The sequence below is a fragment of the Paraburkholderia sabiae genome (genome assembly GCF_030412785.1).
GTDB classification, from domain to species: Bacteria; Pseudomonadota; Gammaproteobacteria; order Burkholderiales; family Burkholderiaceae; genus Paraburkholderia; species Paraburkholderia sabiae.
The window spans coordinates 2,056,605-2,078,481 of record NZ_CP125296.1; the positions used below are offsets into that span (position 1 = coordinate 2,056,605).

The 21,877-nt window shown below is 62.4% G+C and carries 23 protein-coding genes; 4 read left to right on the plus strand and 19 right to left on the minus strand.

All coding sequences use genetic code 11. The annotated features are described in order from the left end of the window. Positions 1 to 42: 42 nt before the first annotated feature. The 5 genes from QEN71_RS38660 to sdhC all read right to left on the minus strand — a co-directional run bounded on the left by QEN71_RS38660 (position 43) and on the right by sdhC (position 3,703). Entirely contained in the window at positions 43 to 315 is a 273-nt protein-coding gene (locus QEN71_RS38660) for an FAD assembly factor SdhE (RefSeq protein WP_201649995.1), read from the minus strand. A gap of 86 nt (positions 316 to 401) precedes the next feature. Then, a complete protein-coding gene (locus QEN71_RS38665) occupies positions 402 to 1,106 on the minus strand; it encodes a succinate dehydrogenase iron-sulfur subunit (RefSeq protein WP_201649727.1) in 705 nt (234 codons plus the stop codon). A gap of 28 nt (positions 1,107 to 1,134) precedes the next feature. Beyond that, complete coding sequence (sdhA, locus tag QEN71_RS38670) at positions 1,135 to 2,910, minus strand: succinate dehydrogenase flavoprotein subunit (protein ID WP_290468211.1); 1,776 nt, start codon at positions 2,908 to 2,910, stop codon at positions 1,135 to 1,137. Positions 2,911 to 2,914: 4 nt separating this feature from the next. Next, complete coding sequence (sdhD, locus tag QEN71_RS38675; RefSeq protein ID WP_201662969.1) at positions 2,915 to 3,283, minus strand: succinate dehydrogenase, hydrophobic membrane anchor protein; 369 nt, start codon at positions 3,281 to 3,283, stop codon at positions 2,915 to 2,917. Between the two features lie 3 nt (positions 3,284 to 3,286). After that, complete coding sequence (gene sdhC, locus QEN71_RS38680; RefSeq protein ID WP_290468265.1) at positions 3,287 to 3,703, minus strand: succinate dehydrogenase, cytochrome b556 subunit; 417 nt, start codon at positions 3,701 to 3,703, stop codon at positions 3,287 to 3,289. Between the two features lie 199 nt (positions 3,704 to 3,902). Between sdhC and QEN71_RS38685 the strand changes: the two genes are divergently transcribed. Continuing rightward, complete coding sequence (locus QEN71_RS38685) at positions 3,903 to 4,799, plus strand: LysR family transcriptional regulator (protein WP_201649700.1); 897 nt, start codon at positions 3,903 to 3,905, stop codon at positions 4,797 to 4,799. Positions 4,800 to 4,827: 28 nt separating this feature from the next. Here the strand turns inward: QEN71_RS38685 and QEN71_RS38690 are convergent, their stop codons facing one another. After that, positions 4,828 to 5,466 carry a LysE family translocator gene (locus QEN71_RS38690; protein ID WP_201649699.1) on the minus strand — a complete coding sequence of 213 codons (639 nt, stop codon included), beginning with the start codon at positions 5,464 to 5,466 and terminating at the stop codon, positions 4,828 to 4,830. A 116-nt stretch (positions 5,467 to 5,582) separates the two neighbouring features. Between QEN71_RS38690 and QEN71_RS38695 the strand changes: the two genes are divergently transcribed. Continuing rightward, positions 5,583 to 6,434 carry a LysR substrate-binding domain-containing protein gene (locus tag QEN71_RS38695; RefSeq protein ID WP_201649698.1) on the plus strand — a complete coding sequence of 284 codons (852 nt, stop codon included), beginning with the start codon at positions 5,583 to 5,585 and terminating at the stop codon, positions 6,432 to 6,434. Between the two features lie 10 nt (positions 6,435 to 6,444). Here QEN71_RS38695 and QEN71_RS38700 read toward each other — a convergent pair whose 3' ends face one another. Next, positions 6,445 to 7,023, minus strand: coding sequence for an NnrU family protein (locus tag QEN71_RS38700; RefSeq protein WP_201649697.1), 579 nt, complete (start codon positions 7,021 to 7,023; stop codon positions 6,445 to 6,447). A gap of 218 nt (positions 7,024 to 7,241) precedes the next feature. Here QEN71_RS38700 and QEN71_RS38705 point away from each other — a divergent pair, with 218 nt between their 5' ends. Both QEN71_RS38705 and QEN71_RS38710 read left to right on the plus strand, forming a co-directional pair. Further along, on the plus strand, positions 7,242 to 7,844 hold the full coding sequence (locus QEN71_RS38705; protein ID WP_201649696.1) for a DUF1007 family protein: 603 nt from the start codon (positions 7,242 to 7,244) through the stop codon (positions 7,842 to 7,844). Then, positions 7,838 to 8,944 carry a nickel/cobalt transporter gene (locus QEN71_RS38710; protein WP_201649695.1) on the plus strand — a complete coding sequence of 369 codons (1,107 nt, stop codon included), beginning with the start codon at positions 7,838 to 7,840 and terminating at the stop codon, positions 8,942 to 8,944. The genes QEN71_RS38705 and QEN71_RS38710 overlap by 7 nt, the downstream gene beginning before the upstream one ends. Positions 8,945 to 8,963: 19 nt before the next feature. Here QEN71_RS38710 and QEN71_RS38715 read toward each other — a convergent pair whose 3' ends face one another. From QEN71_RS38715 to QEN71_RS38770, 12 genes are all read right to left on the minus strand, one after another. Continuing rightward, positions 8,964 to 9,689, minus strand: coding sequence for a GGDEF domain-containing protein (locus tag QEN71_RS38715; protein ID WP_201649694.1), 726 nt, complete (start codon positions 9,687 to 9,689; stop codon positions 8,964 to 8,966). 4 nt (positions 9,690 to 9,693) lie between these two features. After that, on the minus strand, positions 9,694 to 10,086 hold the full coding sequence (locus QEN71_RS38720) for a DUF1987 domain-containing protein (protein WP_201649693.1): 393 nt from the start codon (positions 10,084 to 10,086) through the stop codon (positions 9,694 to 9,696). Between the two features lie 18 nt (positions 10,087 to 10,104). After that, a complete protein-coding gene (locus QEN71_RS38725; protein WP_201649692.1) occupies positions 10,105 to 10,668 on the minus strand; it encodes a SiaB family protein kinase in 564 nt (187 codons plus the stop codon). A gap of 5 nt (positions 10,669 to 10,673) precedes the next feature. Further along, complete coding sequence (locus tag QEN71_RS38730; protein WP_233471766.1) at positions 10,674 to 11,795, minus strand: SpoIIE family protein phosphatase; 1,122 nt, start codon at positions 11,793 to 11,795, stop codon at positions 10,674 to 10,676. 541 nt (positions 11,796 to 12,336) lie between these two features. After that, positions 12,337 to 13,449, minus strand: a complete 1,113-nt coding sequence (locus QEN71_RS38735) for a Gfo/Idh/MocA family protein (protein ID WP_201649690.1) — start codon at positions 13,447 to 13,449, stop codon at positions 12,337 to 12,339. A 60-nt stretch (positions 13,450 to 13,509) separates the two neighbouring features. Further along, a complete protein-coding gene (locus QEN71_RS38740; protein ID WP_201649689.1) occupies positions 13,510 to 14,622 on the minus strand; it encodes a porin in 1,113 nt (370 codons plus the stop codon). 72 nt (positions 14,623 to 14,694) lie between these two features. After that, a complete protein-coding gene (locus QEN71_RS38745) occupies positions 14,695 to 15,504 on the minus strand; it encodes an SDR family NAD(P)-dependent oxidoreductase (protein WP_201649688.1) in 810 nt (269 codons plus the stop codon). Further along, entirely contained in the window at positions 15,501 to 16,379 is an 879-nt protein-coding gene (locus QEN71_RS38750) for an aldose 1-epimerase (protein WP_201649687.1), read from the minus strand. Before QEN71_RS38750 ends, QEN71_RS38745 begins: the two co-directional genes overlap by 4 nt. Positions 16,380 to 16,381: 2 nt before the next feature. Next, positions 16,382 to 17,215 carry an HpcH/HpaI aldolase family protein gene (locus QEN71_RS38755; RefSeq protein WP_233471762.1) on the minus strand — a complete coding sequence of 278 codons (834 nt, stop codon included), beginning with the start codon at positions 17,213 to 17,215 and terminating at the stop codon, positions 16,382 to 16,384. A gap of 17 nt (positions 17,216 to 17,232) precedes the next feature. Then, the gene (gene araD / locus QEN71_RS38760; RefSeq protein ID WP_377790542.1) at positions 17,233 to 18,984 is read right to left on the minus strand and encodes an L-arabinonate dehydratase; all 1,752 of its coding nucleotides are present in this window, start codon (positions 18,982 to 18,984) and stop codon (positions 17,233 to 17,235) included. Then, positions 18,981 to 19,802, minus strand: a complete 822-nt coding sequence (locus QEN71_RS38765; protein ID WP_233471761.1) for a sulfite exporter TauE/SafE family protein — start codon at positions 19,800 to 19,802, stop codon at positions 18,981 to 18,983. The genes araD and QEN71_RS38765 overlap by 4 nt, the downstream gene beginning before the upstream one ends. Then, a complete protein-coding gene (locus tag QEN71_RS38770; RefSeq protein WP_201649685.1) occupies positions 19,799 to 21,829 on the minus strand; it encodes an alpha-glucosidase in 2,031 nt (676 codons plus the stop codon). Before QEN71_RS38770 ends, QEN71_RS38765 begins: the two co-directional genes overlap by 4 nt. Positions 21,830 to 21,877: the final 48 nt, after the last annotated feature.

Here is a 21,877-nt window from a genome sequence, read left to right on the forward strand (position 1 = left end):
AGACGAGAGGCGCTGCTTTTACCGTCAATGTGCATACAGCGTTCAAGCTGTACGCAGCATCTCCAGCACCCGCCTGACATCTGCGTCGGCGAGGTCGCCTTCCGGTTCCTTGCGTGCGAGCAGCAAGTCCATCAGGTCGTTATCGCTCAGTTCGAGCAGGCGCGTGAGCGCGCCCACGTCCGCATCACTGAGATCATGCTCATATCGGCTGAAAAAACGTTCGAAGATCAGATCGTTTTCCAGCAGGCCGCGCCGTGCGCGCCAGCGTAGGCGCGCGCGGCGAAGGGGGTCGGTCTGATGTGACGCGTCGTCCATGTCAGTACGCGAAGGGCCGCTCCCGAGCGGACTGACCGCCCCCTCGGGGGGCAGCGAACGATAGAGAGCGTGGGGGTTGTTCATCCTCAGACCGTCCGGCGCACCATCAATTCCTTGATCTTGCCGATCGCCTTCGTCGGGTTGAGCCCCTTCGGGCACACGTCGACGCAGTTCATGATCGTATGGCAACGGAACAGACGGTACGGATCTTCCAGGTTGTCCAGGCGCTCGCCCGTCGCCTCGTCGCGGCTGTCCGCGATGAAACGATAGGCTTGCAGCAGGCCCGCCGGGCCGACGAACTTGTCCGGATTCCACCAGAAGCTCGGGCACGACGTCGAGCAGCTCGCGCACAGAATGCACTCGTACAGACCGTCGAGTTCGTCACGCTGTTCCGGCGACTGCAGACGCTCTTTCTCCGGCGGCGGCGTGTCGTTGATCAGGAACGGCTTGATCGAGTGATACTGGTTGAAGAACTGCGTCATGTCGACGATCAGGTCGCGCACGACAGGCAGTCCCGGCAGCGGACGCAGCACGATCTTCTGCGGCAGATCGTTCAGGTTCGTCAGACACGCCAGACCGTTCTTGCCGTTGATGTTCATCGCGTCCGAGCCGCACACGCCTTCACGGCACGAACGGCGGAACGACAGCGTTTCGTCCAGCGCCTTCAGCTTCACCAGCGCGTCGAGCAGCATGCGCTCGTGCGAGTCGATCTCGATCTCGTACGACTGCATGCGCGGCGCGGCGTCCTTGTCCGGATCGTAGCGATAGATTTCAAATGTACGCTTGGCCATTGTGTGGGGTCCTTTTTGTGCGTGTGCCTTAGAAGGTCCGTGCCTTGGGCGGCACCGATTCGACCGTCAGCGGATTCATGTGCACCGGCTTGTAGTCGAGGCGGTCGCCTTCGCTGTACCACAGCGTATGGCGCAGCCAGTTTTCGTCGTCGCGATGTTCGAAGTCGTTCTGCGCGTGCGCGCCGCGGCTTTCCTTGCGCGCCTCGGCCGACACCATCGTCGCGCGCGCCACTTCGATCAGGTTCTCCACTTCGAGCGCTTCCACGCGCGCCGTGTTGAACACCTTCGACTTGTCCTTCAGATGGATGTGGCCTGCACGTGCGGCCACTTCGCGAATGCGCTCGACGCCTTCAGCCAGCAGCGCCGACGTGCGGAACACGCCTGCATGCTTCTGCATCGTCGAACGGATGTCGTTGGCGACGTCTTGCGCGTATTCGCCCGAGCTGGAATTGTCGAGCTTCGCCAGACGCGACAGCGCGAAATCAGCGGCATCGGCCGGGAGCGGCTTGTGATCCTTGATCTCTTTCACGTGCTTGACGATGTGGTTGCCGGCCGCGCGGCCGAACACCACCAGGTCGAGCAGCGAGTTCGTGCCCAGACGGTTCGCGCCGTGCACCGACACGCACGAGCATTCGCCCACCGCGTAGAAACCGTTGATCGGGTCTTCGTGGCCCTTCGCGGTGCCCACGACCTGACCGTGGATGTTCGTCGGAATGCCGCCCATCTGGTAGTGGATGGTCGGCACGACGGGGATCGGCTCCTTGATGCAGTCGACGTTCGCGAACTTCAGCGCGATTTCGCGGATCGACGGCAGACGCTTCATGATCGTCTCGGCGCCGATGTGCGACAGGTCGAGCAGCACGTGGTCCTTGTTCGGACCGACGCCGCGGCCTTCCTTGATTTCCTGGTCCATCGAGCGCGAGACGAAGTCGCGCGGCGCCAGATCCTTCAGCGTCGGTGCATAGCGCTCCATGAAGCGCTCGCCGTTCGAGTTGCGCAGAATGCCGCCCTCGCCGCGCACGCCTTCCGTGATCAGCACGCCGGCACCGGCGACGCCCGTCGGGTGGAATTGCCAGAATTCCATGTCTTCGAGCGGGATGCCTGCGCGTGCAGCCATGCCGAGGCCGTCGCCCGTGTTGATGAACGCATTGGTCGACGCCGCGAAGATCCGGCCCGCGCCGCCCGTGGCGAACAGCGTGGTCTTGCCTTCGAGGATGTAGACGTCGCCCGTTTCCATTTCGAGCGCGGTCACGCCGAGCACGTCGCCTTCGGCGTCGCGGATCAGGTCCAGCGCCATCCATTCGACGAAGAACGTGGTCTTCGCCGCGACGTTCTGCTGGTACAGCGTGTGCAGCAGTGCGTGGCCCGTACGGTCAGCGGCAGCGCACGCGCGCTGGACCGGCTTCTCGCCGTAGTTCGCCGTGTGGCCGCCGAACGGGCGCTGGTAGATCGTGCCGTCCGCGTTACGGTCGAACGGCATGCCGAAGTGTTCCAGTTCGTAGACGGCGTTCGGCGCTTCGCGGCACATGAACTCGATCGCGTCCTGGTCGCCGAGCCAGTCGGAGCCCTTGATCGTGTCGTAGAAGTGGTAGTGCCAGTTGTCTTCGCTCATGTTGCCGAGCGAGGCGCCGATGCCGCCCTGTGCGGCGACGGTGTGCGAACGCGTCGGGAACACCTTCGAGAGCACGCACACGGAGAGGCCCGCGCGCGCGAGCTGCAGCGAGGCGCGCATCCCGGAGCCGCCCGCGCCGACGATGACCACATCGAACTTGCGACGCGGCAGAGAATTCTTGATTGCAACCATTCTTTTACACTCTCCAGAGAATCTGCGCAGCGTAGCCCGCACACGCGAGCAGCCAGACGATCGTCAGCGCCTGCAGCAGAAGCCGCGTGCCCACGGGCTTGATGTAGTCCATCCAGATGTCACGGATGCCGACCCACGCGTGATAGAACAGCGACAGCAGCGCGACGAAGGTGGCGAGCTTCATCCACTGCGTGGCGAAGATGCCTGCCCAGCCGTCGTAAGAGAATGCCTGCGCGCCGAAGAACCACGCGAGCAGGATGACGGTGTACACAGCCATGACGACGGCCGTGATGCGTTGCGCGAGCCAGTCGCGCAGACCGTAGTGCGCGCCCACGACGAGGCGCTTCGAGCCAACCCGGTTATTAGCGGACATGTTTTAGAAAGCTCCGAACAGTTTGAGCGCGAAGGCAATCGTCAGGATCGACGACACAACGAGCACGACCACCGATGTGCTCTTGCCGCGTTCCTTCGTGACGGCGTCATGGTTCGTGTCCATCAGCAGATGGCGCACGCCCGCGCAGAAGTGGAACAGGAACGCCCATGCGAGCACCAGCGTGATCAGCTTGACGATGATGTTCGACAGGAAGCCCTTGAACACCTCGAAGCTCAGTTCGGAAGTCAGGCTCTGGTCGAAGAGGTAAAGCAGGAACGGAAGGAAGATGAACAGCAGCCCGCCGCTCACGCGGTGGAGAATCGACACGCGTCCCGCCAGCGGGAGACGGTATGCCGTCAATATCTGCCCGATACCGATGTTCCGGAATTCCGGCCTCGGTTTTTTCAAAGTGTCAGCCACAAATAGACCCCTTTCGGCATTTCAAAAGAAACGATCACAGGCGCGACGCGTCCTGCTTTCTCCTCTTGACGCTTGTTTGGGGACGTTATCCGGGGAGACTTCCAGGCGGCGGACCGCGCGATAGCGATATTTTGTCGCGGGACTGTTATACTGTCCAATATCTATCGCGTCTTTCTGAAATAGCTTTTACAGATATCGCATGGAACTGCGCCATATCCGCTACTTTCTCGCCGTCGCCGACGAGCGCAATGTCACGCGCGCGGCGGAACGACTGGGCATCGGCCAGCCGCCGCTCAGCCAGCAGATTCACGCGCTCGAAGACGAACTCGGCGTGCGCCTGTTCCGCCGCACGGGGCACGGCGTCGTGCTGACGGAAGCGGGCGAAGCGTTCGCCGCCGATGCCAAGCGCATCCTGCACGACACGCGCCTTGCTGTCGAAAAGGCGCAGAGCGCCGGGCGCGGCGAAATCGGCCAGTTCAATATCGGCTTCACGGGCTCGGCGGCTTTCAATCCTGTCGTGTCGAAGCTGATTCGCGCGTACCGGCAGGCTTATCCGAATGTCACGCTGACGCTGGCCGAAGGCAATACGGCGCAACTGCTCGCCTATCTCGACGACGGCCGCGTGGATGTTGCGTTCGTGCGGCTCGGTAGCCAGTCGCCTGCTGGCGTGCAGTTCCATCACATCGCCATCGAGCCGATGAAAATCGTGCTGCCCGCCACGCATCGTCTCGCGAAGAAACGCAAGATCGCGCTGTCCGAACTCGCGGAAGATCCGTTCGTGATGCTGCCGCGCGAAGCAAGCCCCACGCTGCACGATGTGATCGTTGGCGCGTGCAGGGAAGCAGGTTTCGAGCCGATTGCGGGTCAGCAGGCGCCGCAGTTGTCGTCGGTCGTGAATCTGGTCGCAGCGGAGTTCGGTGTTTCGCTGGTGCCCGCTTCCGTGTGCCAGATTCGCGTTGAAGGCGTCGTCTATACGGACGTGCTCGGCAACCCCATTTCGATTCGTCTCGCGCTCGCGTCGCGTATCGAATCGACGCCAGCGAAGACTGCGAACTTTCTCGAGAAGGCAATGGTGTTTGCTTCTCCGATCGAGTAAACGATCAACGTTGAAGAGCGGCGCAAGATCACGCAGTCAGATTCCAATGCCAAGCATCCAGCGCCATCTTCAGGCCGAGCGCAAAAAGCATCGCACCCATCACGCAGCGTTGAACATCGAGCCAATGTGGGCGTGTCGAAAGAAAACGCGCGAGGCTGCCTGAGAACGTCGCCACAGCCGCATTGACGGACGCGAACGCGAAAATCAGCGAGAAGCCCAGCGTCAGCGACTGCCGGAATACGCTGTCGCCGTGATAGTCGATGAACTGCGGCAGCAAGGACAGAAAGATCAGCGCGAGCTTGGGATTCAACAGGCTCGTCGTCGCGCCCATCGCAAACAGACGGCGCGGCTTTTCGATCGATTTCACTTCGACCTGCAGCGGCGAGCGCCCGCCCGGCCTCAGCATCTGCCACGCGAGATACAGCAGGTAGCTTGCACCGCATATCGCCAGCAGGCGTCCCGCGCCGGGTATCGCGAGAAACAGTGTCGTAATGCCGAACGCGGCGCCGAACATGTACGTCAGATAGCCGAGCATCACACCCGCCAGCGAGATCAGTCCTGCTCGCGTGCCCTGCGCGACGGAACGCATCATCACGTACACCATGTTGGGGCCGGGCGTCACGGCCAGCATGCCGCCCACTGTGATGAATTCGACCATCGATCTCATGCGCTACCTCGTCATTCCTGCGATACGTCACGATTGCAGTATCGGAGTGCGGGACAGCTAAGTAAAACGATTTAAACTGAACGGATTCTTCATTTTTTCTGAGTAATCGAATAGCGATGAAAAAGCTCGATCTCGACGTGCTGGAAATGATCATCTCCGTGGCCGATACGGGGTCGTTTGCGCGCGCCGCGGCTTCGCTGCATCGCACGCCGTCGGCCGTCAGCATGCAGATCAAGACCATCGAGGAAGCGCTCGGCAAACCGCTATTCCTGCGAACCACGCGCAACGTCGCGTTGACGGAAGACGGCCGGATGCTGGTCGACTATGGACGGAAGATGCTGGCGATGCGTGAGGAAGCGTGGTCGTCGGTGGTGCGTCCGGAGATTCGCGGCCGTGTCACGATCGGCGTACCCGACGACTACGCGTCGTCGCTGCTGCCTACCGTGCTGCGTAAATTCGCGGTCGCGCATCCGCGCGTGCAGGTTCGCGTGATCGGCATGCCCAGCAGCGCGCTCGTTCCGCTGCTCAAGGACAACACGCTCGATCTCGCGTGCATCACGAAGACACGCGGCATCACGGGCGAACCGATCCGCTCGGAGCCGATGGTATGGGTGGCCGCGCGCGGCAATCAGCAGATATGGAAGGAACGACCGCTGCCTATCGCCGTCTTCGCGCCGGGCAGCACGGCACGCGCGCATGCGATCGGCGCGCTGCAGCAGGCCAATATCCGCTATCGGATGTCGTATGAAAGCCCCAGTCTTTTGGGGCTGATCTGCATGGTCGAGGCGGGGCTGGCCATTGCGCCGCTCGCGCGTTGCAGCGTGCCGCCGCATCTCGCGCAAGTCGGCGAGGCCGAAGGCTTGCCGCCGATGGCCCCGCTCGAAGTCGTGCTGGCGCGCAGCGCGCGTTCCGCCCGACCGCCGTGCGATTTTCTCGCCGATCAGATGCTGGCGGATCTGCGCTCGTGACGCGAACGTTCTAGCCGAACGGCTTCACGCCGATCAGCCAGCCATGCAGGAAGAACGCAAACGCAATCCAGAGGACAAAGCCCGCGACAACGGGCATCACGTCGCGTGACAACGTGCCTTTCGGATAAACGATGCCTTCGGCATGATCCCGCCGCCGCGCCGCCGCGTAATCCAGTATTGCCCATACGAGAAATGCGCCGAACAGCACGACCGCGTTCAACGTCCCATTGGCAATCAGATGCCCGAAAGCCCACAGGCCGACGCCTGCCGTCATCGGATGTTTGACGATTGCCTTGAAGTGATTGCCCGGCGCATGCGCAGCTGGAAACAGAATGAAAGCGATCAGCGTCAGGAGCCCTGTAAGGTGCGGCGCCCACACAGGCGGCGCCCAGAGCACGACAGGCTGTCGCCGCGCGATTCCGTAGCCGACGATGATCAGCACCAATCCGATCAGCGACACGATCGAATAGGCCGCTTTCCAGTTCTTCTCGCCCATCCGCGCGATGCGCGCCTGACGCCAGTCTTCCGCAACGATGCGGACGGAATGCCCGCCCAGGAACAGCACCAACCCCAGTATCAGTATCGACATGAAGGCTCCTCGTGACAGATGTCGCCGGATGGACACGATTGTCCCGCATGATGCCGGCTGTGCCAATATCGCGACGCCATGCGCACTGCACACACGCGCATGCGACAATGGCGCGCGCTTTCACGCTACTGCATGACTCCTTTAAAGAAAGCATCAAGGCAAGCTCGCTTGCGGTTCGCGACATGCCCGCGTCATCGTAGAACCAACAATCACACGCGATGTTGAATCTTTCCGTCATCAGGCGGCTCGTGCGTTTTGCCGCGCTCGCCGCTTTGGTCGTATCCGGTGCAGCCGCCGCGCATCCGCATGTGTGGATACGCTATACCGCGCACGTGCAAATGCAGAGCAAAGCAGTAATCGCAATTGCCGAAACGTGGCGCTTTTCAGAAGGCTTTCCAGTGCAGCTCGTCGGCATCGATACATTGCCCGATAACGGACCGCTCGATGCCAAACAGACTGCCATTTTCCGCGAGCAGGCCTTTTCGTCGCTTGCGGGAGCGCAATACTTCACGCGTCTTTACGCGGACGGCGAAGCGCAACCTTTAGGCGATCCGACCGGTTTCCGCGTGTCGATCGATCACGGCAAGCTCGTTTATACCTTTACGCTACCGCTCAAAAAGCCCGTCGACGTAACGTCTCACAAGGTTTCGCTCGGCATCTGGGATGAGTCGTTCTTTGTCGACTACGAACCGGATGGCGCGAACGCAATTTCGATCGATGGACGCGCCGCATCCACATGCACGGCCAAGCCGTTTCAGGACCACGCGCATCCGATCTTCAACGGCATCGTCGTGCCACAAGCGACGGCTCTATCATGCTGATGCTCGAACGCCACTTGCTCCGTGTTCTGTTAGCGCTGTGCGTGGCCGTCGCCTGCATCACGTCGATCGCGTCTGCGCATGCGGCGACACCCGTTGTGGACGTGTTTGGAAGACCCGTGCAGGCGTCTTCGGCATCCGCTGTATCAAGCCCACAGCCTGCTAAAGAAGCAACTCAACAAGTCATACTGCCCGAGTTCATCCGCACGATACTCGCGACCTCGATCATCTGGCAAGGCAAGCTCAACGCGCGCATCGCCGATGCCGCACAGCAGTTGCATCGCTCGTCGGCGCCATGGACGTGGTTCACACTGATCGCGCTCTCGTTCGCGTACGGCGTGTTGCATGCGATCGGCCCAGGACACGGCAAGTTCGTGGCTGGCACGTATCTCGGCTCACGCGATTCGCGCATCGTCCAGGCTATTTCGCTCGCGACATGGAGCGCGGCCGTGCAGGCGATGAGCGCTATCGTGCTCGTGTTCGGCGCGGTGTGGTTCGCGAAGGAAGGCGCGTCGAGCGTGCTGTCGAACGCTGCGTCGCTCGACATAGCAAGCTATACGCTGCTCTGCGTGGCAGGCGGCTGGACGATCTACACGACGCTCACGCGGCGCGACTGCTGTGCCGATCCACGCGCGCTGAAGCTGGTACCCGACGAACGCGCCGCGCAATCCTCGCAGGTGTCGCAGAACGAACCTTCATATTTCGGCACACGTCTGCAATTTCACACGCGCCAATCCGCAATCGCGACACGACCCGGCTCGTCGACCATCTCACAGATTCTCGCGACGGGTTTCGCATCGGGCATCCGCCCATGCGTCGGATCGATATTCGTGTTGATCGCATCGGTGGCGGCGCACGCGCCGTGGGTCGGCATCGCGGCGACGTTTGCGATCGGCGCGGGTGTCGCGTTGACCGTGACGCTCTTCGGGCTCGGCGCCGTGGGCGCGAACCGCTTCATCATGACGCGCGGCTTTCGCCTTCGCTCGAAGATCAAGGCAACGCAACGCGTCGTCGCCATCGCAGGCGCGCTGCTGATCGTGCTGTTCGGCGCGACGCAAACCGCGCTGATTCTGACGGGCTATTTGCAGCCGTCGCTGACGTGACGCTCAGGCATCGACGCGATTACGGGTTAGCGAATTCCACGCGATTCCGCCCGCCACGCTTCGCGCGATAAAGCGCGGCATCGGCGAGGCCATACGCGGTATCGAACGTCGTTCCCGGCGGATTGGCGCTGACGCCGAAGCTCGCCGTGATGCGGCGATCCACGGGCGACCCAAACACTTGACGTCCGATTGCTTCGCGCATTTTCTCGGCTTGCCGCAGCGCTTCAGCGGGTTCGTGCGCGGGCAACAGCACGGTGAACTCTTCTCCACCCACGCGGCCGATAAAACCCCGCTCACCGACGATACGCCGCAGACATTCGACGATCCCCATGATCACGGCATCGCCTGCCGGATGACCGAAATCGTCATTGACGCGCTTGAACTCGTCGATATCGAGAATGATCATCACAGCGCTGTCGTGACGCAGCGCTTTCGTGGTCCGCTCGATCACGGCGCTGCGGTTGAACACGCCCGTCAGCGCATCATGCGTCGCGCGATGCGCGAGCTGTTGCGCAAGCGCCTGCATTTCGCGTTCGGCGCGATCGCTGCGGCCGATCAGCCGGCGCGTCTCGCGCATCAAACGTTCGAAGTGCCCGATGAGTTCGCCCAGCGACTGACGATAGTCGCCCGCATCCGCGTCGACAGCCGCATGGATCGCGCGCGCCTTCTCTAGCGCCTCATTCTCGTTCTGGAACAGATCGGGCGCGTCGCTGACAGGCGCGTACAACGTGGAGTTCGGGGGCACCTTATTATCCTTGGTGAGAGACCGGGCGATCGGTGAATTCGATTGCGTGGAAATCGGCTTTCAGTTCTTCGCCGAATTCGGCAATCGTTTCGTCCTCTTCGTCGCGATACCAGTTCATCAGCACGCGGCTGCCCGACTGCGCCGCCTCGTCCAGCGCGTCGAACACGCTGAACAGCATCTTCGTGCTGGAGCTGTTGAAGTAAGTGAGAACGACGTCGACGGTAATCACCGCGCCCGTCGATTCCGTCAGGTACTGACGCAACTGTTCGATGATGGGCGAATAAAATGCGGCCGCGTTCTCGGGATACGACTCGCCCCGCAGCAGCAACTGGTGCTGATCGAACTTGAAATCGACTTCCGGCGACGTCGCCGTTGCGGCAATGTAGAGATTGTCCATAGCTCGTGCCTTTTAAACTCAGATGATGGCCTTGAGGCAAAACAGCGTGGTTCCGGGTTCGTCGGCACGCGGATGAAAAGCGAATTCGAGCGGTGCGCTCGCATCGCGCGCCATCGTCAGGAAACCCAGCCCTGCGCCCTTGCTTTCCTCGGGCGTTTCGGCGCGCAACGAGTCCTTGTAGGCCTGCCTGATTTCTTCCACCGACATGCTGCGCAACGGCTCCAGCTTGTTGCGCAGACCTTCGACGTCAGCCGTCGCGACGGGATTGACGCACATCATCAGATGCCGGTCGCCTTCGGTCGTGATGCACACCGCGCCTTCGCGGATCGAGCCGCCGCCTTCCTTGTCGGGCTGAAGCGAGTCGGCCGAATAGTGCACGATGTTCTGCGACAGTTCGACAAACGATGAAAACAGTTTGCGGCGCGTCGGTCCGCTCACGCCTGCAATTTCCAGCTGCAATTTGACCACCTCGCCCATCGCCGCGACGATGTTATGGGAGAAGTAGCCCTTGTGATAGAAGAGCACGTTACGCCGCTGCGCCAGTTCGAAAAAGGCGCGGTCTTGTTCGAGTAGTTGAGACATGCTTATTAGTCGGTAATGCGGGCACAAAACAGGGTAAGGTCATCGCGACGCGGTTGTGCGCCCTGCCATTCGGCGAGCGCATGCCGCAGTTTTTCGCAGATTGCCGCGGGCGATTCGGCGCGGTTCTTCACAATCAGATCCAGTGCGCGACGTCGCCCGAACGAAATACTGCGCGGACCGCCAATCTGATCGATCAATCCATCCGTGCAGATAAACACGAGGCTGCCACGCGGCACCGACAGTTTGCGCAACTGCCACGTGTAGTCCGCAAGACTGTCGACATAGCCGACGCCCATACGGTCCGCCGCGATCGTTTCGAACTGGTCCGAGTCCGGCGCGAGAATGTGCAGCGCGATCCGCGCGCCCGCGAAATGCAACTGGCTTTCCCGTGCATCGAACCAGAAGAACGCAGCATCGAGACCATCATTCGATTGCGGCACTTCAGCCGCGCTATGCACCTGGCCCAGCAGGCCCTTCACATTGCGGTTGACGGCCGCGAGCAGCGCAGCGGGGTCGCGCGGACCGATCTGTTCGAGTGCCTGCGACAGCGACGCCGAAGCGAGCAGCGTCATGAACGCGCCCGGCACGCCGTGCCCCGTGCAATCCGCCGTCGCGCCGAACCAGCCGTGCGGAAAGGCAGCGAAATGATAGAAGTCCCCGCCGACCACATCGCGCGGCTCCCACACGAGCGCCGCTTCGGGCAGGTGTGCAGCGAGCGTCTCGCGCGAAGCGCGCAGCATCGCCTGCTGGATCACGCTTGCATATTCGATGCTCTGCATGATCTGGCGATTCTTTTCCGCCTGCATTTCGGCGACTGCGCCGAGTAGCTGCAAGCCGCTTCCGAGTCCCGCGAAATGGCCATCGCGCGTCACGACGAAGCCGTCCACCAAGGCCTTTTCACCGACCTCGACTGTCTTGAAGGTCAGCGCTTCGATGCTCATGTCCGCGTCGACGACGAGCGGCTCCTTGTCCATGAACGCGATACAACTCTTCTTGTCGTAAAGCTCGCGGTGAAACGGCTTGCTCATCTGCGACAGAAAGATATCGCGATTGATGAGGCCGATTGGACGACCGCTTTCGAGCACGGCGAGGCTCTTCATATCGCTGCGCGACGAGAAGATTTCCATCACGCGTGAGTTGGGATCCTCTGCATCGACAGCTGGAACTTCCTGGCACAGGTCGCCGGCAGAGCGCGGATCTCTCTGCGTCGACGAATGACGAAACCGCGAAAACGCTGGATGCATGGCGAGGCGAGCCAGTGTATGAAGAAACCCTGCACGCTAATATTTCTCTGTGTACTTTGCGTGACAGTATCTACTTTGTATGAACAATTAACAACGGAATTGCTCATACTTTTCATTCGAATTTTCGCAGTGGAAATTGAAAAGCACTCTGCTTTTTCAATAATGTTCGCATCTCGCCGGAATGCAAACGTTTGCCGTGCAGAATATTGCCGCGATCCCTTTTATAACGCGTGTTTGCGTGGAATCGACGGTCTTGATGGGATTGACATCCATGCGGTAAGAAGTACCCGAGCACATGAGCCGTTAGCTTAGCGCTACTCCAATTGCCGCGCAAACGATTGCCAATGAAAACCAACAACAAGCGTAATTGGAGCAAACAGATCAATTACGCCCCTGACTCAATTCGAGTCAGGAGCGTTCCAGATTAGTGCAGCGTCAATCCGTCGATCTGCACAACCCGCTTTTCGCGGATCGACTGTTCCGCCGCGAGGCCGATCACGACCGCCTTCAGCCCATCTTCCACCGAGACCTTGACGGGCGCGCCTTGCAGTACCGATTGCTGGAAGCCGAGATGCTCGAAGTACGTCGAGCCATGATGCGCGCCGAGGCTCAGCAGTTTTTCATCGACTTCCACCGTGCTCCGCACCGGTCCCTTCGGATCGCGCGGACTGACGACCAGTTCCGCCTGACGCTCGCCGCGCCCCGGCCAATGTTTGCCCGCGCCCGGCACGAAGCACTCGACCTTGCCCTTGTCGCCGACAGCCGAAAACTCCTCCTGCCAGTACGCGCCATCCGCGAACATGCACAGATCGAGACTCGCGCGACGACCGCTTTTGAACTCGACCACGACATACGCGTTGTCGATCATGTCGGGCACCTGCCCGTCATAAACTTCGTCGCGATGATTCACGTCGGCGGCGCCTGACGCAAACACGCGCACCGCTTCGTCGTCGACCACCAGTCGCATCAGGTCGAAGAAGTGGCAGCACTTCTCGACGAGCGTCCCGCCCGTGCGCGCGGCAAAACGGTTCCAGTTGCCGACCTTCGTCAGAAACGCATGACGATGCTCGCGGATCGAGAACATTTTCAGGTCGCCGATTTGCCCGGCATTGATCTCGTCGATCATCGCCGTGAGCGGCGGCATGTAACGGTATTCCATGCCGACCCACAGCGGCGCGCGATAGCCTTGCGCGGCTTCGGCGAGATGCCGGCAATCCTCGATCGTCGTGCAGATCGGCTTTTCGATCAGCGTCGGAAATGGAGTCGGCGCGACGAGAATGTCTTCGAGAACGGCGCGGTGCGTATCGTTCGGCGTCGCCACGACGAGCACGTCGCAAGCCTTGCTTTCGAGCAGATCGCGATAATCCGCGAACACTTCGACTTCGCGTCCCAGGGTCTTCGTGGCAGACGCGACCGACTCGGCGTGCGGATCCGCCAGCGCGGTGACGACCGCGTTCGGCAATAGCGCGATGTTGCGAAGATGCTCCTGTCCCATCATGCCGGCACCGATTACGCCGTATCTCAAAGGCTCAGTCATGGAATCTCCTTCAGGTGAAAAGAGTGTGCGAGTTCCTGCGTGAACCCGCACACGCAGACATCAGAACGACGTGCGCAAACCCACCGTCACGGCCCACGGGTCGAAGCCCGGCGTGACCGTCGAGTAAGTGGAATTGAGCAGCGCGAAGCCCTGACTAGAATGGCTGTTGTTGGTGATCATCGACGCGTAGCCGTAAAGCTGCGTACGCTTCGACAGGAAGTACACATAGCCCGCGTTGTAGGCCATCGCGCGCGCTTCGGCGTTCTCGATACGGCGCGCGACGCCCAGTTCGATATCGCCCGGTCCCGCCGGAATCTTCGCGTTGATGAGAAACGCCGATGCAAACCAGTTGGTCGCGTCGGTGCGCTTCGAATAGATGTAGTTCGCGCCGATGAAATTGCCGCTATAACCGTACGTCGCGGCGAACACATGCGTCAGTTGCGACGATGCCGTCAGCGTGCTCGTATTCGAGTAGTACTGGTAGCGGTTGAAGCCGTAACCGAGCATCGCGCCGAAACGCTGGTACATCACGTTGACGCCGATATTGCGGCCATCCGCCGTTTGACCCGACGCATTCTGCGCGCCAAACGAATAGCCGATTTCGCTCGTCAGGCCATTGAAGTTCGGCGTGCGATAGCGCACCGCGTTCGGATAGAAGCCACCCGTGCCCGACTTGCCGAGCGTCACCGTATGTTCGAGCGACATGATCGCGGCGGGATTCGACAGGCCGTAGGTCGCGACGTCCGAAGCGAGGAACACCCAGTAGATCGGCAGGTACATGAAGCCTGCATCGACGCTGCCGTACTTCGCGCTCGACAATCCGACCGACGCGCCGCGATTGAACATCGTCGCGCCTCCGCCTACGCCCGTGTACGTGTTGAAGCCCGTTTCGAGCTGGAAGTTCGCGCGATATCCGCCGCCCAGGTCTTCGCTGCCGCGAAAGCCGAAGCGCGATGCCTGCAGGTTGCCGCTCGCCGCCATCGCCGTTGCGCCGACGGTGTCGTTGAACTTGCCATACTGCACGGCCGAATCGACGATGCCGTATAGCGTGAGCGTCGATTGCGCCCACGCAGACGTGTGGCCCGCTACCGTCAATGCGGCGACCGTTAATCCGTTTCGCAGGCACGAGCGCGCCCACGCGCCCTGTTTCAGGCACTTTTTCGTGTGAAGCATCAGAAAGTCTCCAGAATCCTTTGGTTTTGTGGTTCTTCTAGTGATGCGAGGGCGGCGCCGCTGTCGGTCCGACTATCCGACGACGGATACCTGCGCAAGTCCCGCATCGACGATCAGGTTCTGGCCCGTGATCGCCGCTGCTTGCGGACTCGCGAGAAACAGCACCGAGTCCGCGATATGCGCGGGCTCGACGCGAAACTTCAGGCATTGCAGATCGAGAAACTGCTGGTCGGCGGCAGGGTCGCGCCACAGCGCCGTCTGACGTGCCGTAACGACCGCGCCCGGCAGCACTGCGTTCACGCGAATGCCGCCGTCGCCGAGTTCGCGCGCGAGCGTGCGCGTGATGCCCGAGATCGCCGCCTTCGAAGCCGTGTAGCCGATCAGATTCGGACGTCCGCGCAGCCACGAAATCGAGCCGAGGTTCACGATCGATCCGCCGCCTGCCGCGCGCATGCCGGGCGCCACCCGCTGCGTCGCGAACACGTGATGCGTGAGATTGACGGCGAGCATCTCGTTCCACATATCGACGGAGAGATCGTCGAGTGCGTGGCGCGTATCGCGGCCCGCGTTGTTCACGAGCGTGCGGATCGGTCCGAGCGCGCGCGCGGCTTCATCGAGCACGTTGCGATAGGCGTCGATATCGCGCACGTCGCAGCGCGCGAACCAGGGACGCAAACGCTTGACGGACGACGCGCCTTCGTTCGCGCTGCCGAGCCGCTCGCACAACGCGTTGCCCGCCTGCTCGTCGAGATCGCAAAACGCGACCTGCGCGCCCTGCTCCCAGAAAGCCTCGACGATCGCCTCGCCGATGCCCGATGCGCCGCCCGATACGAACGCCACTTGCCCGGCGAGCGCCGGATACAGCGGACGGGTTGAATTCATGCCTGTCTCCTGAGTGATTCCATTGCCAGCGTCATGCGTGCTTCGAGCGTCTCGCGCGGCGCGAGCACATGCATCGGCGGCTCGTTGCCGTTGAGCGCGTTGTTTGCGTGGCTCACCGGCTCGAATGCGAAAAACGTCTGGCCGGCGGGCCTGAACAGCACCGCGCAACGCAATGTGTCGTTCGCGTCGATAGAGATGCGATGATGCGGCGTGTCGATACGTGCGCTGCCGCTCCAGCCGGTAAAGCAGTTGTCGACGACCGTGTTGTCGAGTGCGCCGAATTGCGGCGGCGGCGTGCTCGCGCACGGCAGATCGTTCGCGTCGCTGACCAGCATCGACGTCCACGCGGTGTGCAAATGCGTCTCGCCCGACGCCGTATCGAGCGGAAAGAACGGATGCCAGCCCGCACCGCAGGGCGTCGCGCGCGAGTCCGTGTTCGTGATGCGCATGCTCAGCGTCAACGTGTCGTCTTCAATCGCGATGCGCTGCTGTGCTTCGAATGCGAACGGCCAATGCTCGTCGGGCGCATGCGCGATCCTGAGGTCGATGCTGTTCGCGTCGCTCGCGTGCACGGACCACGCCTGCTGAAAGCCGACGCCGTGAATCGCGTGCGCCATTCCCGCGAGATTCTTCGCGAGCGTGTAACGCGCATCGCCGAACCTGAACGTGCCGAACGCGATGCGATTCGAAAACGGCACGAGCGGATAGCACGCCGTCTTGCGGACGTTGCACGCTTCCAGTTCGGCAGCGGGCGTCGGCCGCAACACGTCGCGGCCATGCCAGCGCGCATCGACGATCGCGCCGCCCAGCGACGGCGCAACGCGCACTTGCCAGGCGTCGTTTTCCAGCGCGAACAGTTCGGGTGCGTTCGACATGATCAGTACGGCCCGCCCGCATTCGCGTTGGCTTGCACCTGATCCATTTCGGCGATGAACGCATTCGCCTGACGCATCATCATGCCCATGTCCGATGCAATCGCGACGTAGTCGTAGCCCATTTCCGCGAACTCGCGCACCATCGCGGGCGTCGGTCCGACGATGCCGATGGGCATGCCGACAGCGTTCGCGCGACGCGCACAATCGGCGAGCACGGCACGCACTTCGGCGTCCGCGAGATTGCCGATCTTGCCCATCGCCGCGGACAGATCGCCAGGCCCGACGAAGAGCGCATCGACGCCCGGCACGGCCGCAATCGCTTCGAGTTGCGCAACGGCCTCGGGCGTTTCCAGCTGCACGATGCAGGCGGTAGCTTCATTCGCGCGCTTGCCGAATTCGCTCCACGTTCCGTAGCGGCTCGCGCGATGCATCGCCGCGAAACCGCGCGTGCCGAGCGGCGGAAACTTGATCGATGCAACGGCAGCACGCGCTTCTTCGGGGCTCTGCACGTACGGGAACATCAGCGTGGGCGCGCCCATGTCGAGCGCGCGCTTCGCGAGCGTCGCGTCGTTGCGCGCAAGTCGCACGATAGGCGCTGCGCCGCCGCACTCGACAGCCTGCAACATGCGCAGCACATCCGTGAATTCGAGCGGCGCGTGTTCCATGTCGATCAGCAGCCAGTCGAAGCCCGCGTGACCGAATGCTTCCGCCGAAGCCGCCGAGCCGGACATGAGCCACGTGCCGAGCGGCTTCGCGCGCATCGTGCTGTTGTCCTTGTGCTTCAGCGCGTCACGAAAGGCGTTGCGCGTGGGGTCCTGCTTGATTCTGTTGGCCATGTCTATTGATCCTGTGTTCAGAAGATCGACGGTTCGACGGGTTCTTCGAAGCCCGTCAGGAAGTCGAAGTCGCAACCCTTGTCCGCTTGCGAAACCTGTTCGACATAGAGGCGGATATAGCCGCGCTTGCGCGGGTTCGGCGGCGCACGCCAGTCTTCGCGGCGACGCGCGAGTTCTTCGTCGGAAAGCATCACGTCGAGACGCCCCGCTTCCACGTCGAGTTCGATCATGTCGCCCGTGCGGATCAGCGCGAGCGGTCCACCCGCCGCCGATTCGGGCGACACGTGCAGCACGCAGGTGCCGTAGTGCGTGCCGCTCATGCGCGCATCGGAAATGCGGACCATGTCGCGCACGCCTGCTGCGAGCAGCTTTTTCGGAATCGGCAGATTGCCCCATTCGGGCATGCCGGGCGCGCCGATCGGCCCGCCGCCGCGCAGCACGAGCACGGTATCGGCATCGACGTCGAGATCGGGCGAATGAATCTTCGCGTTCATCTCGGCGATCGAATCGAACACGAGTGCGCGGCCGCGATGCTTCATCAGATGCGGACTCGCCGCACTCGGCTTGATGACGGCGCCATTCGGTGCGAGATTGCCGCGCAGCACGCCGAGCGCGCCGCGTTCGCTGACGGGATCGTTCAACGGACGGATCGCGTCTTCGCCCTGCGGACGCTGGCCCGACTCGAAGCGCGCGATGTTCTCGCCGAGCGTCGTGCCCGTCACCGTCACGCAGTCGAGCGACAGAAATTCCTTCACGCCGCTCAGCAATGCAGGCAGGCCGCCCGCGTAATAGAAGTCTTCCATCAGGCGCTTGCCGGACGGGAACACATCGGCGAGCACGGGAATGTTCTTGCCGACGCGCGCGATGTCGTCGAGCGTCAGCGGCACGTTGCCACGGCCTGCGATCGCAATCGTGTGAATCGCGGCGTTGGTCGAACCGCCGAGCGCCATATACGTAACGATGCCGTTTTCCACCGACTTGCGATTGAAGAAGCGACTCGGCTTGAGGTCTTCCCACACCATGCCGACGATGCGCTCGCCGCTCGACGAACACATGCGCGTATGCGACGCGTCCATCGCGGGAATGCTGGTCGCGCCGGGCAGCGTGAAGCCCATCGCCTCGACGATCGACGTCATCGTGCTCGCGGTGCCCATCGTGTTGCAGGTGCCGGGCGCGCGCGTCATGCGCGCTTCGAGCGAGATCCACTCGGGTTGTTCGATATTGCCCGCCACATACTCGTCCCAGAACTTCTTCGTGTGCGTGCCCGCGCCGACGGCCTGGCCGCGATGACGGTCGTTGAGCATCGGGCCCGCAGGCACGAAGATGCACGGCAGATCCGCCGACAGCGCGCCCATCAGCAGGCCCGGCGTGGTCTTGTCGCAGCCGCCCATCAACACCGCGCCGTCGATGGGCAGCGAGCGCAACAGCTCTTCCGTTTCCATCGCGAGGAAGTTGCGGTAGATCATCGTGGTCGGCTTGACCATCACTTCGCCGAGCGACATCGCGGGCAACTCGAACGGCATGCCGCCCGCCTGCAGAATGCCACGCTTCACGGCTTCGGCGCGCTCGCGCAGATGCGCATGACACGGCGACAGGTCGCTCCACGTATTGATGATCCCGATCACTGGCCGCGACATGAATTCTTCGCGGCGCAAACCCATTTGCTGCAGACGCTGACGATGCGCGAACGAGCGCATGTCGTCGGGTGCAAGCCATCGCTGGCTGCGCAGTTCGCTGAGTTGTTTGAGCTTTTGTTGCACGATAGTCACGCCGTGAAATTACGAAGTTGATGGGATGCCGCGCTGACCTTCGCGTGCGCCTGCGCGGTCGCGCCGGTGACGGCGGGCGCCACGAGGCTCGCGCCGGCGATCGCCAGCAGCACGAAGACGACGCGCCGCACTGCCGTCGGCGACCAGTTGGGCGGATAGCGGCGCGCGAGCCACGTGACCGTCAGCACGACGGGCAACGCTTCTGCGCTCAGCGCCAGCGACGCTGCATCGAAACGCCCTTGTGCGAGCACGATCACGAGCCGTAGCACGGCATTCACTGCGAACAGCAGCACCAGCGTGTCGCGCACGACCACGCGATCGAGCGGCTGGCGATAGAGGTGGAACACCATCGGCGGACCGGCGCTCGCGAACACGCCGCCCATTACGCCGGAAATACAGCCGTAGAAAGCGAACGTGCCGGGCGACGCAACCTGCGCGCGCGGCTTCGTCTGCACGACGAGCAACAGGCTGCACGCGAGAATCGCGAGTCCCAGTGCGAAGCGCACCACGCCGATCGCGTTATCGGACAGCCATGCGAGCAGACATGCGCCGATTGCGACGCCGACCAGGCTGCTGCCATATGAAGGCGCAAGCAGACGGCGCGGCAAATCAGGCACGCCGCGCACGAGCAAGGCCGCGTTGGCGAGCACCATCACCGTCACCACGTTGGCCGCGACAGGCAGCGGCGCGAGATGAAACACCGCGACGAGGCCGAGCAGCACGAGGCCGAACGCGAATCCCGTCAGGCTTTGCGTGAACGTCGCGGTCGCGACGCACGCCGCGAACAGCAGATGGTGCAGGAACGGACTGAGGCTCACGCTGCGTCCTTCGCCAGTTCAAGCAGTTGCGCCTCGCGCGCCGCGCCATGTCGAACGAAAACAGGCGGCTCGCCGAGCGGCGCGGCGACGTCGACATGCTGGCCGCCTTCGTAACGCGTGCCGCTCCACAGATGCGTCCACGCATCGCCTTGCGGCAGATACACACGCCATTGCGTGGCGTTGGCCGCATGCACCGGCGCGACGAGCAGATCGCGGCCGTACAGGTAATGGTCCTGGATCGCGTACGTCGCCTGATCGTGCTCGTAATGCAGGAACAGTGGACGCTGCAACGGCAGACCGCGCGCCGCCGCTTCATCGACGAGACCTTGCACATACGGCTTGAGCGCGACGAACACGCGCGTCATCCGTGCGAAGTGCGCGAGCACATTGGCGTCCTGCCAGAACTGGAAATTCGAATCGGGACGATTGCCTTCGTGCGTGCGCATCATCGGCGTGAAGGCGGCCATTTCGGCCCAGCGCTGGAACAGTTCGGGCGTGCGCGTGTTGCCGAACAGGCTCGTATATCCGCCGATATCGCTATGGTGATACGCATTGCCCAGCAAACCAGACGACAGCGCGCCGCAGATCACCGTCTGCAAGCCATCGTGACGTGTGAAGTCGACGGACTGGTCGCCTGCCCACAGCAGCGGACAATGCGCCTGCACGCCCGTGTAGCCCGCGCGCATGAAGAACACGGCGTCGCCCGTGCGGCCCGCGCCTTCGATCGCGCGTGCGTTGACCTGCGCCCACAGCGTCGGCCACGCGTTGTGCATCAGCTTTGCATCGATGCCGTTGGCAAGCGTCACGTCCGTCGGCAGATATTCGCCGAAGTCCGCCATCCAGCCGTCGAGCCCTTTGTTCAGCATCTCGTCGCGGATCACGCGCTCTTCGAACCAGCGCGCCGCCGCGGGATTCGTGAAGTCCACTACGCCGCAATCGAACTCGCCGAAGTCGACCAGGTAATCGCTGCCGTCTTCGCGCGTTGCGAGGTAGCCCGCTGCCTTCGCTTCGCCGTACAGCGTGCCGTCGTTGCACAGATACGGGTTCACGTAGCCGAGAAAACGCACGCCGTCTGCGTTCAGCTGCTTCACCCATTCGGCGTGATCGGGATAGCGCGTTTCGTTCCAGCGCCAGTCCCAGAAGAGACGCTTGCCGAACGACGTCTGCCGGATGCCGACCCAGTCTTCGCACCACAGGCCGCTCACTTTCAGGCCCGCTGCACGGCTTTGTTCCATGATCGTCTGCGCGTGATCGCGGCCGTTCTTCAGGCCGAGGATCGCGCCGTCCATCACCCATGCAGGCAGCGCGGGCTGACGACCGAAGCGTTGCGAAATGCGCTCGACGAGCGTGATGAAATCGTCGGCGAGGATGAATTCGAGCCGCTCGGGAACGGCCCAGAATTGCAGTTCGTGGCGCTCGTCGTGACGGAAATCGAAGTCCGCGTAGGCCGTCGTTTCTGCGTGCAGACAGTACTTCTGCGACGACACGAACGTCGGCTGCGGATAGTTCGTGTTGTAGTAGTCGCCGCCTGATTTCGAGGTTGTGTCGGCCTGCCACGTCAGATGCGTGCTCTTGTCGCGGCCAACGCCCGGCTCCGACGTCCACAGCGGAAAGTTGCGGCCGCGCAGATCGAAGTACGACATCTGCTCGCCGCAGCCCCACACGTGTTCATCGCGTTGCGCGGGTACACGCCACCAGACGCGGTTGATCGCGTCGCCCGACGTGGACAACGCAAGCTGCACGCCGTGTGCCGACTCGCTGGCGACGATCGTCAGTTCGCCAGCGGCTTCCGCATTGCGCGCCAGTTCGATGCGCGCGCTGCCGTCTGCTTGCTGCGTGAAGCGCGCATCGCGCAGTGCGACGCGCTCTTCGACGTAGTCGCTGATGTCGAAGTTGCCGCGGTACATGTCGATCGTCTCGACGCCGTGTCCCACGAACACTGCGGGCGCATCCGGCGCATGTTCGAAGAGCGTGCGGCCTGCCACGCGCAACACGAGTTTGCCGCCCGCTTCTGTCTGCCAGTTCATCAGCTTTACCTTGCTATTGCGTTGGGTTTAATGCAATCAGTTGATACG

What these genes read in the sequence shown, in the direction of transcription:
- QEN71_RS38660 (WP_201649995.1), bottom strand. Translation starts at nt 315, where the DNA reads ATGGACGACGCGTCACATCAGACCGACCCCCTTCGCCGCGCGCGCCTA.
- QEN71_RS38665 (WP_201649727.1), bottom strand. Translation starts at nt 1,106, where the DNA reads ATGGCCAAGCGTACATTTGAAATCTATCGCTACGATCCGGACAAGGAC.
- sdhA (WP_290468211.1), bottom strand. Translation starts at nt 2,910, where the DNA reads ATGGTTGCAATCAAGAATTCTCTGCCGCGTCGCAAGTTCGATGTGGTC.
- sdhD (WP_201662969.1), bottom strand. Translation starts at nt 3,283, where the DNA reads ATGTCCGCTAATAACCGGGTTGGCTCGAAGCGCCTCGTCGTGGGCGCG.
- QEN71_RS38685 (WP_201649700.1), top strand. Translation starts at nt 3,903, where the DNA reads ATGGAACTGCGCCATATCCGCTACTTTCTCGCCGTCGCCGACGAGCGC.
- QEN71_RS38690 (WP_201649699.1), bottom strand. Translation starts at nt 5,466, where the DNA reads ATGAGATCGATGGTCGAATTCATCACAGTGGGCGGCATGCTGGCCGTG.
- QEN71_RS38695 (WP_201649698.1), top strand. Translation starts at nt 5,583, where the DNA reads ATGAAAAAGCTCGATCTCGACGTGCTGGAAATGATCATCTCCGTGGCC.
- QEN71_RS38700 (WP_201649697.1), bottom strand. Translation starts at nt 7,023, where the DNA reads ATGTCGATACTGATACTGGGGTTGGTGCTGTTCCTGGGCGGGCATTCC.
- QEN71_RS38705 (WP_201649696.1), top strand. Translation starts at nt 7,242, where the DNA reads ATGTTGAATCTTTCCGTCATCAGGCGGCTCGTGCGTTTTGCCGCGCTC.
- QEN71_RS38710 (WP_201649695.1), top strand. Translation starts at nt 7,838, where the DNA reads ATGCTGATGCTCGAACGCCACTTGCTCCGTGTTCTGTTAGCGCTGTGC.
- QEN71_RS38720 (WP_201649693.1), bottom strand. Translation starts at nt 10,086, where the DNA reads ATGGACAATCTCTACATTGCCGCAACGGCGACGTCGCCGGAAGTCGAT.
- QEN71_RS38725 (WP_201649692.1), bottom strand. Translation starts at nt 10,668, where the DNA reads ATGTCTCAACTACTCGAACAAGACCGCGCCTTTTTCGAACTGGCGCAG.
- QEN71_RS38730 (WP_233471766.1), bottom strand. Translation starts at nt 11,795, where the DNA reads ATGGAAATCTTCTCGTCGCGCAGCGATATGAAGAGCCTCGCCGTGCTC.
- QEN71_RS38735 (WP_201649690.1), bottom strand. Translation starts at nt 13,449, where the DNA reads ATGACTGAGCCTTTGAGATACGGCGTAATCGGTGCCGGCATGATGGGA.
- QEN71_RS38740 (WP_201649689.1), bottom strand. Translation starts at nt 14,622, where the DNA reads ATGCTTCACACGAAAAAGTGCCTGAAACAGGGCGCGTGGGCGCGCTCG.
- QEN71_RS38745 (WP_201649688.1), bottom strand. Translation starts at nt 15,504, where the DNA reads ATGAATTCAACCCGTCCGCTGTATCCGGCGCTCGCCGGGCAAGTGGCG.
- QEN71_RS38750 (WP_201649687.1), bottom strand. Translation starts at nt 16,379, where the DNA reads ATGTCGAACGCACCCGAACTGTTCGCGCTGGAAAACGACGCCTGGCAA.
- QEN71_RS38755 (WP_233471762.1), bottom strand. Translation starts at nt 17,215, where the DNA reads ATGGCCAACAGAATCAAGCAGGACCCCACGCGCAACGCCTTTCGTGAC.
- QEN71_RS38770 (WP_201649685.1), bottom strand. Translation starts at nt 21,829, where the DNA reads ATGAACTGGCAGACAGAAGCGGGCGGCAAACTCGTGTTGCGCGTGGCA.